Annotated in this window: 17 protein-coding genes; 9 read left to right on the top strand and 8 right to left on the bottom strand. The window is 64.3% G+C overall.

Features of this window, described 5'->3' with window-relative positions; translation table 11 throughout:
- Positions 1-41: 41 nt before the first annotated feature.
- From AC0IYS_RS12765 to AC0IYS_RS12755, 3 genes are all read left to right on the top strand, one after another.
- Complete coding sequence (locus AC0IYS_RS12765) at positions 42-269, top strand: hypothetical protein (RefSeq protein WP_471705487.1); 228 nt, start codon at positions 42-44, stop codon at positions 267-269.
- Between the two features lie 255 nt (positions 270-524).
- A complete protein-coding gene (locus AC0IYS_RS12760) occupies positions 525-1313 on the top strand; it encodes a YXWGXW repeat-containing protein (protein WP_471705486.1) in 789 nt (262 codons plus the stop codon).
- A 92-nt stretch (positions 1314-1405) separates the two neighbouring features.
- Positions 1406-2005, top strand: coding sequence for a reverse transcriptase-like protein (locus AC0IYS_RS12755; RefSeq protein WP_471705485.1), 600 nt, complete (start codon positions 1406-1408; stop codon positions 2003-2005).
- Between the two features lie 41 nt (positions 2006-2046).
- On the opposite strand, the gene AC0IYS_RS12750 is transcribed toward AC0IYS_RS12755, so the two are convergent.
- Together AC0IYS_RS12750 and AC0IYS_RS12745 are read right to left on the bottom strand one after the other, a co-directional pair.
- Positions 2047-3675, bottom strand: coding sequence for a methyl-accepting chemotaxis protein (locus tag AC0IYS_RS12750; protein WP_471705484.1), 1629 nt, complete (start codon positions 3673-3675; stop codon positions 2047-2049).
- A gap of 73 nt (positions 3676-3748) precedes the next feature.
- Positions 3749-4243, bottom strand: a complete 495-nt coding sequence (locus AC0IYS_RS12745; protein ID WP_471705483.1) for a chemotaxis protein CheW — start codon at positions 4241-4243, stop codon at positions 3749-3751.
- A 241-nt stretch (positions 4244-4484) separates the two neighbouring features.
- Between AC0IYS_RS12745 and AC0IYS_RS12740 the strand changes: the two genes are divergently transcribed.
- From AC0IYS_RS12740 to AC0IYS_RS12730, 3 genes are all read left to right on the top strand, one after another.
- Positions 4485-5144, top strand: coding sequence for an HD domain-containing protein (locus AC0IYS_RS12740; RefSeq protein ID WP_471705482.1), 660 nt, complete (start codon positions 4485-4487; stop codon positions 5142-5144).
- Positions 5145-5215: 71 nt separating this feature from the next.
- Positions 5216-6481 carry a TCR/Tet family MFS transporter gene (locus tag AC0IYS_RS12735; RefSeq protein WP_471708853.1) on the top strand — a complete coding sequence of 422 codons (1266 nt, stop codon included), beginning with the start codon at positions 5216-5218 and terminating at the stop codon, positions 6479-6481.
- Positions 6478-7290: a substrate-binding periplasmic protein gene (locus AC0IYS_RS12730; RefSeq protein WP_471705481.1), complete on the top strand. Its 813-nt coding sequence runs from the start codon at positions 6478-6480 to the stop codon at positions 7288-7290. The genes AC0IYS_RS12735 and AC0IYS_RS12730 overlap by 4 nt, the downstream gene beginning before the upstream one ends.
- Positions 7291-7311: 21 nt before the next feature.
- Here AC0IYS_RS12730 and AC0IYS_RS12725 read toward each other — a convergent pair whose 3' ends face one another.
- Both AC0IYS_RS12725 and AC0IYS_RS12720 read right to left on the bottom strand, forming a co-directional pair.
- Positions 7312-9246 carry a CocE/NonD family hydrolase gene (locus AC0IYS_RS12725; RefSeq protein WP_471705480.1) on the bottom strand — a complete coding sequence of 645 codons (1935 nt, stop codon included), beginning with the start codon at positions 9244-9246 and terminating at the stop codon, positions 7312-7314.
- Between the two features lie 77 nt (positions 9247-9323).
- On the bottom strand, positions 9324-9596 hold the full coding sequence (locus AC0IYS_RS12720; protein ID WP_471705479.1) for a hypothetical protein: 273 nt from the start codon (positions 9594-9596) through the stop codon (positions 9324-9326).
- A gap of 254 nt (positions 9597-9850) precedes the next feature.
- Here AC0IYS_RS12720 and trpS point away from each other — a divergent pair, with 254 nt between their 5' ends.
- From trpS to AC0IYS_RS12705, 3 genes are read left to right on the top strand one after another with little or no spacing between them, the layout of a single operon-like run.
- On the top strand, positions 9851-10909 hold the full coding sequence (gene trpS / locus AC0IYS_RS12715) for a tryptophan--tRNA ligase (RefSeq protein WP_471705478.1): 1059 nt from the start codon (positions 9851-9853) through the stop codon (positions 10907-10909).
- Positions 10910-10947: 38 nt separating this feature from the next.
- On the top strand, positions 10948-11229 hold the full coding sequence (locus tag AC0IYS_RS12710) for a DUF1294 domain-containing protein (protein ID WP_471705477.1): 282 nt from the start codon (positions 10948-10950) through the stop codon (positions 11227-11229).
- Positions 11230-11249: 20 nt separating this feature from the next.
- Positions 11250-12209, top strand: a complete 960-nt coding sequence (locus AC0IYS_RS12705; RefSeq protein ID WP_471705476.1) for a DMT family transporter — start codon at positions 11250-11252, stop codon at positions 12207-12209.
- 10 nt (positions 12210-12219) lie between these two features.
- Here the strand turns inward: AC0IYS_RS12705 and AC0IYS_RS12700 are convergent, their stop codons facing one another.
- The 4 genes from AC0IYS_RS12700 to AC0IYS_RS12685 form a co-directional block, all read right to left on the bottom strand.
- Positions 12220-12387, bottom strand: coding sequence for a hypothetical protein (locus AC0IYS_RS12700; RefSeq protein WP_471705475.1), 168 nt, complete (start codon positions 12385-12387; stop codon positions 12220-12222).
- Positions 12384-12557, bottom strand: coding sequence for an FMN-binding negative transcriptional regulator (locus AC0IYS_RS12695; RefSeq protein WP_471705474.1), 174 nt, complete (start codon positions 12555-12557; stop codon positions 12384-12386). Before AC0IYS_RS12695 ends, AC0IYS_RS12700 begins: the two co-directional genes overlap by 4 nt.
- A 104-nt stretch (positions 12558-12661) precedes the next feature.
- Positions 12662-13276, bottom strand: a complete 615-nt coding sequence (locus tag AC0IYS_RS12690; RefSeq protein WP_471705473.1) for an LON peptidase substrate-binding domain-containing protein — start codon at positions 13274-13276, stop codon at positions 12662-12664.
- Between the two features lie 290 nt (positions 13277-13566).
- Positions 13567-13857, bottom strand: a complete 291-nt coding sequence (locus AC0IYS_RS12685) for an H-NS histone family protein (protein ID WP_090321530.1) — start codon at positions 13855-13857, stop codon at positions 13567-13569.
- Between the last annotated feature and the right edge of the window lie 3 nt (positions 13858-13860).

Genomic DNA, 13860 nt, shown 5'->3' with positions numbered 1-13860 from the left:
AGCACATCGAAACACACTTTTAACCACCGAAAGGAAGCAAAATGAACGTCCTGAAAAACTTCGAAGCCGTTTTCATCATCACCCTTGGCCTGGTCTTCGCCGCCGACTATGCGTTGCAACCTCCGGTGCAAGAGCCAGTGGCGGCACAGGAAATGCAAGTGGTCGTCGTCAGCGCCAAGCGCTTGACCCCAGAGCAAAAACAGCAAATGCTCATCGACGAAAACAACACCAAGCTTGCCGCCGACGTCACCACGTCGACCAAGATTTGAACTCGCGCCACCCCTTCGCCTGTACGCGCATTCCCACCGACGCGTAACAGGCGAAGCCGGCCAACTCCACGCCCCCCGCGCACCGCCCCTCCCCACGCACACGTCCTATCCGTCCGCCAGCGTACAAATCGTCTCCGGATCTTTGTGTCATATGTAAAAAGTTGCATCATTCGGCGCCCCCGCCATCGACGCTTGATATAGTTCGTCCATGCGCCGCAATCGACGCACGCAATCGACGCAGCCCAGGAGAACATCATGATCAAACGCTCGCACACTATTTTTGCCGCCGCCATGCTCGCGCTGAGCGCAGCCGCTTTCGCTCCCGCCACCGCGTCCGCGCAGGTCGGCCTGAGCATCGTCATCGGGGACGCCCCGCCGCCACCGCGCTTCGAAAGCGTTCCGGTCGCCCGGCGCGGTTATGTGTGGGCGCCCGGTTACTGGAACTGGGACGGTCATCGCCACGTGTGGGCCGCCGGCCGCTGGGAAGCCGAACGCCGTGGCGCGCAATACCGCCGCGCCGAATGGATACGCGACAATGGCGGCTGGCGCCTCGACCAGGGCGGCTGGGTCACCGTGGACTCGCGTCCGGTGCAGGTCGATTACATCACCGTCGCACCGCCACCGCCGCGCTATGAAGTCGTGCCGCCGCCGCGCGCCGGCTATGTCTGGACGCCAGGTTATTGGGACTGGCGCGGCAACCGCCATATCTGGGTGGGCGGTAATTGGGTCGGCGCCCGCCCCGGTTACGTCTACGCCCAGCCACGCTGGATCGAACATGGCGGCCGCTGGGAACGACAGGACGGCCGCTGGGAGCGCGGTCCGAACGGCGACCGCGATCATGACGGCATCCCGAACCGCTACGACCGTCATGACAACCGCGACTACCGTGGGGACCATCGGGGCGACCACCGCAACGATTACCGCAACGGCGGCCGCGGCGACCGCGATCGCGATGGGGTGCCGAACCGGTATGACCGCGACCGCGATGGCGACGGGGTACCGAACCGCTTCGACCACCGTCCCGACAATCCGCGTCGCGACTGATCGACGCGCCGATGAGCGAAACCGGCTTTGAACAGCTGGCCACGGCCGCCTACAAGGGCGAGCGCGTGGCCGCTCGTCGTTTGGCGGCGCGGATGCGGTTGACGGAAGCCGACGCGCTGCGCCAGGTGTTGACCGGGGTCGCGGGCGTGGCGGGTTTGCCTCGTTTGCTGGACGAACGGGCGCAGGCGCGCCAGCGCGACGAATCGCTGCGCGCCGCCAGGACGCGGGAGAAGGCGCAGAAAGAGGCGCACCGCCTGGCGCGCATGCAGCCGGCGGGCGATGCCTGGCGCGGGTGGTTCGACGGTTCGGCGCATCCCAATCCGGGACAGATCGGTATCGGCGCGCTGCTATGCGGGCCTGCGGGGGAACGCTTGGAGATCAGCCGCCGTGCGGGTCATGGCAATAGCGGCGAGGCGGAGTACCTGGCGCTGACCGCGCTGCTGGAGGCGGCGCTGCGATTGGGCGCGACGGATTTGGTGGTGTACGGCGATAGCCGGGTGGTGGTCGACGACGTCAATCTCAGCGTGGAGGCGATTGCCGCCGGACACGGCGCCAAGGGGCTGGAGGCGCACCGGATGCGCGTGATGGATTTATTGGGGCCACTGGGAGCTGTGAGCTTGCTGTGGGTGCCGCGTCACCGGAATGGGGACGCGGACCGGTTGTCGCAGTTGGCCATAGCCGGCGCGCTGTGATCGGCCGATGTATGCGCCGGTGTGGCGCATGCATTGGCGGATTACGCTGCGCTAATCCGCCCTACGGGGTTTAGACGACGCGCGGGGGCGGTGGCCTTGATCGGCTGGTACGGCCTTGCCGAGTCGTTGACCTTGAATACGCTGACGATTTGCGCCAGCGCCGCCGCCTGCTGTTGCATCGATTCGGCGGCGGCCGCCGCTTCCTCGACCAGCGCGGCGTTCTGCTGCGTGACCGCGTCCATCGAGCCGATCGCCTGATTGACTTCGTTGATGCCGGCGCTTTGCTCGGTGCTGGCGGCGGTGATCTCGGAGATGATGTCGCTGACGCGGTGCACGCTGCTGACGATTTCCTCCATCGTCACGCCGGCGTTGGCCACCAGGCGGCTACCCTGGTTGACCTTGTCGACCGAGTCGCCGATCAGCGCCTTGATCTCCTTGGCGGCCGACGCCGAACGCTGCGCCAGGTTGCGCACTTCCGACGCCACCACGGCGAAGCCGCGTCCCTGCTCGCCGGCGCGCGCCGCTTCGACAGCCGCGTTCAAGGCCAGGATATTGGTCTGGAAGGCTATGCCGTCGATGACCGAAATGATGTCGACGATGCGCTTGGACGACTCGTTGATCGAATCCATGGTGCCGACCACCTCGGCCACCACGGCGCCGCCCTTGACGGCGACCTGCGCGGCCGACGCGGCCAACTGGTTGGCCTGGCGGGCGTTGTCGGCGTTGTGCTTGACGGTCGACGTCAGCTCCTCCATCGACGACGCGGTTTCCTCCAGCGCGCCGGCCTGCTGCTCGGTGCGGCGCGACAGGTCCTGGTTGCCGGCGGCGATCTCGCTCGAAGAGGTGGTGATATGGTCGGTGCCGCTGCGCACCTCGGTGACGATGCCCAGCAGGCTGGCGTTCATTTCCTTCAGCGCGGCCAGCAGCTGGCCGGTTTCGTCCTTGGCGCTGGCGTCGATATGGCCGGTCAGGTCGCCGCTGGCGACACGCCGCGCCGCCACCACCGCTTCGCGCAGCGGACGGGTGATACCGGTCGTCAGCAGCCATGCGCACACCACGCCGAAGGTCAGCACCAGCGCGGCCAGCACGTACAGCAAATTGCGGCTGCTGGCGGCGACGGCGTCGATGTGGGCGGCGGTGGCGTCGATCTTCGCGCGCTGCATCTTCAACAGATCGGCGACCAGCGCCTGATAAGCGACGGTGCAGGGACGGAACACGGTCTCGAAGACCTTGTTGGATTCCTCAAGCTCGCCGGCCGCCTTCAACTTGGTCAGCTTCTCGCGCGAGGACAGGTAGATCTTGCGCTGCTCGCCGATGCGCGCGAACAGTTCCTTCTCGTCGGCGTCGACGATCAAGGCCTCGATCTTCTTCTGGTAATCGCTCGACTTGGCCGACGACGCCTTGGCTTCGTCAGCGAAATATGGACCGAGCGTGGTGTCGGTGCTGCGCGCGATCGCGGTGGTGCGTCGGATAGCGCTATCAATATTGCTCGACCAATCGCCGATCATGCGCTCCTTGGCCAGCGGCACCTGCATCATGTCGGCGGTGGCCGAGGCCACGCCCTGCAGGCGCCAGACGCTGATGCCGGTGATCAGCATCGCGAACGCCAGGATAACGGTGAAGCCAAACGCCAGTCGTTTGCCGATGCTGATGTTTTCCAACATGTTCATTCTTGTCCCTTTTGATCAAAACTATCGTGCGAATTGGGTCAGCATCGGGCGTGCCCGCGTTGAGGAAGATCGATTACGCGGCCAGCGCGGTGTTTTCGATCAGGCCCATGTCGGCGCTCGACATCAGCTTGTCGATATCGACCAGGATCAGCATGCGCTCATCCAAGGTGCCCAGGCCGACGATATGGTCGGTGTTGAGCGCCGAGCCGATTTCCGGCGCCGGCTTGATTTGTTCCGGCAGCAGCGTAGTCACGTCGGAGACGCGGTCCACCACCATGCCCACCACGCGGTGGCCGATGTTCAGGATGATGACGACGGTGAATTGATCATAGGTCGGGGTGCCGAGGTTGAACTTGATGCGCATGTCGACGATCGGCACGATGATGCCGCGCAGGTTGACGACGCCCTTGACGAATTCCGGCGCATTGGCGATGCGCGTGGGTGTCTCGTAGCTGCGGATTTCGCTGACTTTTTGTATATCGATGCCGTACTCTTCTTGACCAAGAGTAAAAGCCAGATACTCGCTGGCGGTGATGTTGGCGCGCAATTCGCTGACGTTGCTGGACATTTGGGTTCCTTCATTGCTAAATTTATTGCCCCAATGTTACCTCAAGTCAAGATTTATAGCAGCAACAAAATGCGGCAAAGCAACAAATAAGACAGTTGCTTTTTCAAAATTAGATTTCTTATAAGTATGGTGACTACTTAGCAAGCAAACAATTTTTGTCCTGGACCCCGTTCGGCTGCACAACCATGGCGGCAGGCTGTATGATTAAAAAATCAATCGTCTGATACGTCACGGGAGAACGATGAATAGCTTGCTGAACAGCTGGCACCCGCGCCTGGTCGCTCTGGCCAGCGCCGCCCAGGGGGCCGATGGAGCGCACGACACCAACCACCTGCACCGCGTCTGGCGCAACGCCACCCTGCTGCTGGACGATTATCCCGAGGCCGATCCGCTGATCGTGCTGGCCGGCTGCTACCTGCACGACCTGGTCAACCTGCCCAAGAACGATCCGGAACGCCACCTGGCCTCGCGCAAGGCGGCGCTGCTGGCGAGCCGCCAGTTGGCGGAACTCGACTTCCCGCCGAATAAACTGGCAGCCGTCGCCCACACCATCGAGAGCCACAGCTTTTCGGCCGGCATCCGCCCCGAGACCATCGAAGCGAAGATCGTGCAGGACGCCGACCGCCTCGACGCCCTTGGCGCGGTCGGCCTGGCGCGGCTGTTTTATACGGCCGGCCGCATGGGCACCGCGCTGGCGCACGCCGACGACCCGATGGCGCTGCACCGCGAGCTCGATGAAAAAGCCTATGCGCTGGACCACATCGACACCAAGCTGGCCACCCTGCCCGGCAAGATGCAGACCGCCGCCGGCCGCCGCCTGGCGCAAACGCGCCTGAACGAGCTGACGGCCTTCCGCGACAACTTCATCGCCGAATGGGCCGCCAGTCCGGCGGCGCCCTGACCTTGCGTTCCCCCCTCTTTCGTGACCATGCTTCATGACTTTGCGCCCCGACTTCGCGTCGTCCCATGCTTATGACCTACCCTGACTCGGCGGCGCCCGCCGCGCCCACCGCCGCGACGCCGCCGGCGCCGGGCAATCTGAACTTCGTCCTCATTTGCGTTTTCATCGACATGCTGGGCATCGGCCTGATCGTGCCGGTGCTGCCGCTGCTGGTGGGCGAATTCACCGGCTCGCGCGACGACCAGTCCTACTGGTTCGGCATCCTGAGCGCCACCTTCGGCCTGATGCAGTTTGTCTTCATGCCGATGCTGGGCGCCTTCAGCGACCGTGTCGGACGCCGTCCCGTGCTGCTGTATTCGATGGCCGGCATGTGCGTCAACTTCCTGGCCACGGCGTGGGCGCCCAACCTGGCCTGCCTGTTCATCGGCCGCGTCATCGGCGGCATGTCGTCGGCCAGCATGTCGGTGGCGTCGGCCTACGCCTCCGACATCTCGACGCCGGACAACCGCGCCAAAAGCTTCGGCAAGGTCGGCGCCGCGTTCGGCCTGGGGTTCATCTGCGGGCCGATGCTGGGCGGCCTGCTGGGCAGCGTCGACCTGCACCTGCCGTTCTACGTCGCCGCCGCGCTGTCGGCGGCCAATTTCGCCTACGGCTACTTCGCCGTGCCCGAGTCGCTGCCGCCGTCGCGCCGCGCGCCGTTCAGCATCGCCAAGATCAATCCCTTCACCGCGCTGGTCAAGCTGGCGCGCCGCCGGGACATCCGCGGCCTGATCGTCACCTTCGCGCTGGTCACCTGCGCCCAGATGATGCTGCAGACCACCTGGGTGCTGTACACCACCTTCCGCTTCGGCTGGACGCCGGGCCAGAACGGCGCGGCGCTGTTCTGCGTCGGCGTCACCGCCGCCGTGGTGCAGGCCGGCCTGCTGGGGGTGTTGATCAAACGCCTGGGCGAAATCCGCCTGTCGTTGCTGGGACTGACCTCGGGCTGCGTGACCTATCTGCTGTACGGCCTGGCCACCCACGGCTGGATGATGTATGTGCTGATCCTGTGTAATGTGCTGGCGTTCGCCGTCGGCCCGGCGCTGCAGGCCATCATCTCCAAACAAACGCCGCACGACCAACAGGGCGAGTTGATGGGATCCCTGCAGTCGATCAGCAGCATCGGCGTGATCTTCATGCCGCTGATCGGCGCCGCCATCCTCGGCAAAGTCAGCCACCTGGCGGCCGGCGACTGGCGCATCGGCACCACCTTCTTCGTCTGCGCGGCGATGCAGGCGGCGGCGATCGTGGTGGCGCGTCGCTACTTCGGCAGTCACCGCATGGAGAGCAAATCATGACGAGGCGTTTGCTCGCGGCCACGTTGGCCGTGCTGTTGCCTGCGCTGCTGCCGCCGCACGCGGCCGCCGGCTGCTCGCGCGATATCGCCGTTCCCGTTTCGGCCAGCGGCTCGGGCGTGATCGTCGAGGGGCCGGAGATCAAAGGCATCTTCCCCGATCTGCTGCGCGAGATGTCGCGCAAAAGCGGCTGCAAATTCGTCTTCACCGTGGTGCCGCGCGCGCGCCTGGTGGCGCTGTACCGGGTCGGCCAGGCCGACATCCTGCTGCCGGCGACGCGCACCCCGGAACGCGACAAGCTTGGCACCTTCGTCCCGATGATTAACAACCGCCCCATGCTCATCTCCATCGTCGGCGACCGCGCGCCCATCGCCAGCGCCCGCGAGCTGCTGGCACGGCGCGAGCTGCGGGTGGCCGTGGTGCGCGGTTTCGACTACGGCGAGGAATACACCGCGCTGGTCACGGAACTGGGCAAGCAGGGACGTTTGTTCAGCGAGGTCGATACAACGGCGGTGGCGCGGCTGCTGCACGCGGGCGCGGTCGACCTGACCATCCTGGGGCCAACGCTGATCGCCGGCGCCATCCGCGGCGAACCGCGCGTGCAAGGCATGGAGCAGCGGCTGCGGGTGGAGGCGATCCCGGAACTGCCATGGAAACACAGCGGCGCCTACATCTCGCGCGCATTGGACAAGGACGACCAGCGCAAGCTGCACGAGGCGCTGGAGAAGATGGCCAAGTCCAGCCAGGTGATGGATACCTACCTGCGCTACTTCAGCGCGGAGCTATTGAACGGCAACGTGCGTCCGCGCTAGCGCGGGGCGCGTTGCCCGCGCTTACTTCTCCTGCACCACCGGCAGCTCGATCGCGCTGGCTTGCGCGCCGGCGTGGTACACCTTCAGTGTCGCCTTTTTGTAGTCGCCCGCCTTGGCGTGGAAGATGTTCGGAACATAGGTTTGCGGATTGCGGTCGTACAGCGGGAACCAGCTCGATTGGATCTGCACCATCACCCGGTGGCCCGGCAGGAAGACGTGGTTGGCGTTCGGTAGCGCGAAGCGGTACTTTTCGACCGCGTTGGCGGTGATCGGCGACGGGTTTTCCAGGCTGTTGCGGTAGCGGCCACGGAAGATGTCCATGGCGATGCCCAGCTGGTAGCCGCCCAGCTCCGGCTGCGACGGCACCTCGTCCGGGTAGACGTCGATCAGCTTGACCACCCAGTCGGCGTCGGTGCCGGTGGTCGAAGCGAACAGGTTGACCATCGCCGCGCCGGCGATCCGCAGCGGCGCCTTGAGCGGTTCGGTGACGTAGCTCAGGACATCGGTGCGGTCGGAAACGCCGCGCTGGTCGCTGACCAGCCATGGACGCCAAACGTTCGCATCGCCCATGCGCACTGGACGCGCGACGAACGGCACCGGCTTGGCCGGGTCGGAGACATATTCGTCGTAGGCGCCTGTCTTGTCGCCGCCCGCGCCCTGCGGCGCTTCGAAGCCCAGTTTGAAATCCGGCTTCAGATAGATCGGTTTGAGCGGCGCCGCGCAGCCTTCGGCGCAGGCCAGCGGCCATTGCTGCAGGCGCTGCCAGCGATTAATTCCGGTCTGGTAGAACAGCACCGGCGGCGTGTCGGCGGCCGGCGCGCCATCCTTCAGGTATTGATCCAGGAACGGCTGCATGACGTCGCGGCGGAATTCCAGCGCGGTGTCGCCGGTGAACTTGAGCGCGCCCAGGCTCGAACCCTCGTAATTGACGCCGCTGTGGCGCCACGGCCCCACCACCAGGAAGTTCTTGTTGTTCGCCTTGTCCTGCGGTTCGACCGCCGCGTAGGTGGCGTAGGCGCCGTAGATGTCCTCCTGGTCCCAGTAGCCGACCACCGTCATCGTCGGCACCTTGAGCGCGCGCTTGGCGAGGATCTTGTCCAGCGCCTGGTGCTGCCAGTAGCTGTCGTAGGCCGGGTGCTCGAACAGCTTGCGGGTGTAGTTCAGTTTATCGAGGCCGAACTGTTTCGCGTAATCGGCCGCCGAGCCGGCGCGCAGCATGCCTTCATAATCGTCATAGACGCCGGTGGCGAGCGCATTGCCGCGGCCCTTGGCGCTGGTCTGGCTGGCGATGTAACCCACGCTCGGCATGCGGAAGGCGCCGTTGTGGAACCAATCGTCGCCGCGCCAGCCGTCGACCATGGGGCTCATCGGCACGGCAACCTTCAGCGCGGGATGCGGATCGGCCAGCGCCATCAGCACGGTGAAGCCTTCGTACGAGGAGCCGATCATGCCGACCTTGCCGTTGGTCTCGGGGATGTTCTTGACCAGCCACTCGATGGTGTCCCAGGCATCGGTTGAGTGGTCGGTGCGGGTGTCGTTGAGCGGGCCTTTGAGGGGGCGCGTCATGACGTAGTCGCCTTCGGAACCGTACTTGCCGCGCACGTCCTGGAACACGCGGATGTAGCCGGCGCCCACAATCACTTCGTCGCCCTGGCCGACGGTGGCCGCGATACTGGGGCTGATGTTGCGCTGGGCGCGGCCGCTGGCGTTGTACGGGGTGCGGGTCAGGACGATGGGCGCGTGCTGCGCGCCCTTGGGGATGACGATGACGGTGTGGAGTTTAACGCCGTCGCGCATCGGGATCATGACGTCGCGCTTGACGTAGTCCGCGCCGGGGATGTCGGCCTCGAATTTGGACGGGATATCGGGCGCCATGGGCGCTGTTTGCGCCACAGCGGCGGGAATGATCAAAGAGGACAACAACGCGGACAATACGGCAACGACGGGACGACGCATGGAGACTCCAAAAGGGATTGCCTTGCAAGATGGGCAATACTACCTGATGGAATGCGGATTCCGCAATGAAACAGCCTTCAGTGCAGGAATTTGAACAGCAAAGCCGTTGCGCCAGTTTGTATAACGAGGATGGTGAACATCCATAGCATTAACTCTGACTTGAGCTGGGCCAGCTCGGCGCGAAATTCGGCGCGCAACTCGGTGAGCTTCATGTCCAGATAGCTCTTGGTGACGAGATGGCTGTCGATTAGCTGAAACATCGCCGATGCCAGCGCCTTCGCTTGCTTGTCTGGGAAGCCCCCCTCAATTAACGTGTCCATAAACTCAACCGAATTGAAGTTGTTCGCCATATTATTCCCCTTTCTTATTTAGACCAGCCCCGCCCACGTTTGGTTCCCGGCCGGACCTTGACAGACCGCCGCCGAACTGCAACCATACGCGCATGATTTTTTCCACCACACCTCATGCCCGCCTGACTTGGCGCCGCTCCTAGCACGCGGCCACTGTCTACCCATAGTGATGTGATATTTTTATCAACGCCGCCCTCTTCTGGTGGCGTTTTTTATTCGTCGCGCCGGAGGGGGCAACGTAAAGGAACCCTCTGATGAGTCTGCCTGACCAGTCCCAAGTTATCGCCTCGGCGCCAGCCGCCACCGCCGCCAAGGGTCCCACCGTGATCCTGACCGGCGACCGCCCGACCGGCCCCCTGCACCTGGGCCACTTCGTCGGCAGCCTGCGCAACCGCGTCGCCTACCAGCACGACTACAAGCAGTTCATCATGCTGGCCGACGCCCAGGCGCTGACCGACAACATGGACGACACCAACAAGGTGCACCGCAACGTGGTGGAAGTGGCGCTGGACTACCTGGCGGTCGGCATCGACCCAACCAAATCGACGATCCTGATCCAGTCGCAGATCCCGGAACTGGCCGAACTGACCTTCTACTACCTGAACATGGTCACCGTGGCGCGCCTCGAACGCAACCCGACCGTCAAGACCGAGATCGCGCTGCGCGGCTTCGAGCGCGACATCCCGGCCGGCTTCCTGACCTACCCGGCCTCGCAGGCGGCCGACATCTCGGCGTTCAAGGCCTCCATCGTGCCGGTCGGCGAAGACCAGATACCGATGATCGAACAGACCAACGAAATCGTGCGCCGCTTTAACCGCATCGCCAACAAGGACATCCTGGTCGAGTGCAAAGCGCTGGTGCCGGAGATCGGCCGCCTGCCGGGCACCGACGGCAAGGCGAAGATGAGCAAATCGCTGGGTAACACGATCAACCTGGGCGCCACCGCCGCCGAGATCACCGCCGCCGTCAAAAAGGTATATACCGATCCGCTGCACCTGCGCGTCGAAGATCCGGGCCACCTGGAGGGCAACGTCGCCTTCATCTACCTGGACGCCTTCGATCCCGAAAAGGACAAGCTCGAGGAAATGAAAGCCCACTACGTGCGTGGCGGCCTGGGTGACTCGATCGTCAAGAAGCGCCTGGAAGTGGTGCTGCAGGAGATGCTGGCGCCGATCCGCGCGCGCCGCGAGGAACTGGCCAAGGACCACGGCTACATTATGCAGATGCTGAAGGAAGGCACGATGCGCGCGCGCGAAGTGGCCGCGCAGACCGCCGATGAAGTCAAGGCCGCCCTCGGCCTGCGCTACTTCTGATCCCGGTGACGCCGGACGGCGCGTCCTTCGCGCCTCCCATGCTGCCGATGCTGTTGCTTTGGCTGGCGTCGGTGTACGGCGTCGCCAGCGTGGTGTGCTTCATCGTCTATGCCGCCGATAAATCGGCCGCGGTCGAACGGCGCCGCCGCATATCGGAGCGCACCTTGCTGCTACTGGGGCTGGCCTGCGGCTGGCCGGGCGGCCTGCTGGCGCAGCGCTGGCTGCGCCATAAAACCGCCAAGACCTCGTTCCAGATCGCCTTCTCGTGCAGCGTCGCCGTCAACGTGGCCGCCGCCTGGTGGCTCTGCACTCTCTACTGACGAACAAAAGGAGCCAAGCGATGTGGCAAGGCGTCTTATGCGGTCTGCTGGCCGGGGCGATGTGGGGCATGGTGTTCATCGTGCCGGCGTTCCTGACGTCCTTCACCGCGCTGGAAATGGCCTGCGGGCGCTACATCGCCTACGGCGTCATCGCCGCCGGGCTGATGCTGCCACGCCTGCCCGCGCTGCTGCGCCGCCTCGATCGCGGCGATGTCATCGCGATGATCAAGCACGCATTGGCCGGTAACATCGTCTACTACATGCTGCTCGCGCTGGGCGTGCAGCTGGCCGGCGTGTCGGCGACCTCGCTGATCATCGGCGTGCTGCCGATATCGGTCACCCTGATGGGACAAAAGGATCACGGCGCGGTGCCGCTCAAGCAGCTGATGCTGCCCTTGCTGCTGGTGGCGGCGGGCATCGCCTGCATCAACCTCGACGTCTTCACCCACGACCCCGGCCACGGCGCGCCGCTGGCCGACAAGCTGCTCGGCGTATTGTGCGCGGTCGGCGCGCTGCTATGCTGGACCTGGTATTCGGTCGACAACGCGCGCTACCTGAAGCGCAATCCGCATTTCAGCAGCGGCGAGTGGTCGGCGCTGTATGGCGTATCGAGCGGCTTGATCGCGCTGGTCATCGCGCTGCCGATGCTGGCCGTGTTCCATGCCGACGTCACCGGCGCCGGCGCGGTGGCCAGTGGGCGCGACTGGACGCTGTTCTGGATCGTCAACGGACTGCTCGCGCTGGGGGCGTCGGTGATCGGCAACCACCTGTGGAATGTCGCCAGCCGCAAGGTGCCGCTGACGTTGTCGGGCCAGTTGATCCTGTTCGAGACGCTGTTCGCGCTGTTGTACGGGTTTATCTACAAGCAGCAGCCGCCGCGCGGGCTGGAGGTCGCGGCGATGGTGCTGCTGGCCGTCGGCGTCATGTGGTCGGTGCGCATCCACGCGCTGGACGACGCCAGCGGGGCCCACGCCGGCTAGCCCGGGTGGCTCAGGCCTTGGCGATGCGCTCGGCGACCAACGACGCCATCGCGCCATCCGAGCGCTTCCGCAATCCCTCCACCACGCCGCGCCGATCCGGCTCGCCGCGATTCTGGCTGACTTTCCATTTGCCGATCAAACTGTCGATGGCTATCTCGATACCGACGATGGCCTTCATGTTCGCGGCCAAAAAATCGGCCGGGGCATCGGACGGTTTCCACGGAAGGGAATCAGGTCGGCGGTGACGCCGTCGGCGTCGGCCAGGATGAGGGTGGCGAGCGGATAGGCGCGCATCAAGCCGTGGCGGACTTCAAGGCGGTCTTCGGCAAAGGCGGCGGGCAAATACATGGCGTGGCTGGCTGGGCGGATGGACAATGCCCGAGTGTAGCAGCGGCGGCGCGGTGCCGACAGATCCAGACCCGCACCGGGCGATGGAGCCATCGGCGACCGAATCAGTCCAGCAGGCCGTTCTCGCTCAACACGTCCTGGATCAGCTCCAGCCGCAGCACCGGGTTTTCCTGCAGCAGCAAGCGCTGCTTCTCCTCCAGATCGAGCCGCAGCAGCTCGCACCAGCGATTGGCGACCCAGCCGGCTTCGTCGAGCCGGTACGGCGGCGCCAGCGGCATCTTGGCGGTCGATATCTGTTTCTTTTGCAGCGAGCGGATCAGCGCGCCAAGCGCGTTGGCGACATCCTGCTGCTCGGTGGGCACGGGCACCACCATGTCCTCGGCGACGGTGTCGACTTCCGCCATCCACAAGCCGTGCTTGAGCTGCTCGGCCGACTTGACCTGGAAGCGCGTGGTGCCGATGCACGATATTTGCAGCAGTCCCGGCAACGGCGCGGTCCAGTCGACGATGCGCGCCATCGTGCCGGCATCGGACAAGGTCTCCTGCTTGTCCGGCACCCGGATTTCGGTTCCCTCGACCAGCGAAACGACGCCGAACTCTTCGCCACGGGCGATGCAGCGCTTGATCATATCGAGATAGCGCACTTCGAACACTTGCAATGGCAAATGTCCATCCGGAAACAGGATTGTATTCAGCGGGAATAAGGGAATTGACGACATGCCATTATCATCTCACGAAACAGCCGGGGTCGGCAGGCATGACTTGTGGGAAGCGTGAAAGACCGGAGAAACCAGCGCTACTTTCATCACAAAAGCAACGCGCGCGCGGGTGGCGATGGTTGTTTTCGGGGGCCGGCGATCGAGTGACGACGGCGAAACATGGCTGGTGACGACGGCTGAGTATTCGTGCGGCGCCGCAATGGCATCCCTTATGCCAGTCGGGGGTATCCGAAAACAAAAGCCGGTGCGGGTTTATCGGGGATAAACCACAAACACCGGCTTCCGACGAATTACTTAATCAGATACTGATTTTTGTCTTTGCCTTCGAGCCATTTTGGCGCGCGCCCGCGGCCGGTCCAGGTCTGGCCGGTGGCGTCGTCACGGTATTTGGTTGGTACTGGCGCGCGGGTTTTGATCGGCTTGACCTTGGTCACAGCGCCCAGATCGGCCACGGTCAGACCATACTCGCGCATGATGGCGGTGACTTGCTCTTTCGCCTTGGCGATTTCGTTTTTGCGAGCGGTTTCCGCCAGGTTTTCGAGCTCGGCGATCTTGGCTTTGTATTCTTGGTAAGTCGTCATCTT

This window comes from Duganella sp. AC237, assembly GCF_979254035.1.
This window is presented reverse-complemented; position numbering and strand designations above follow the sequence as displayed.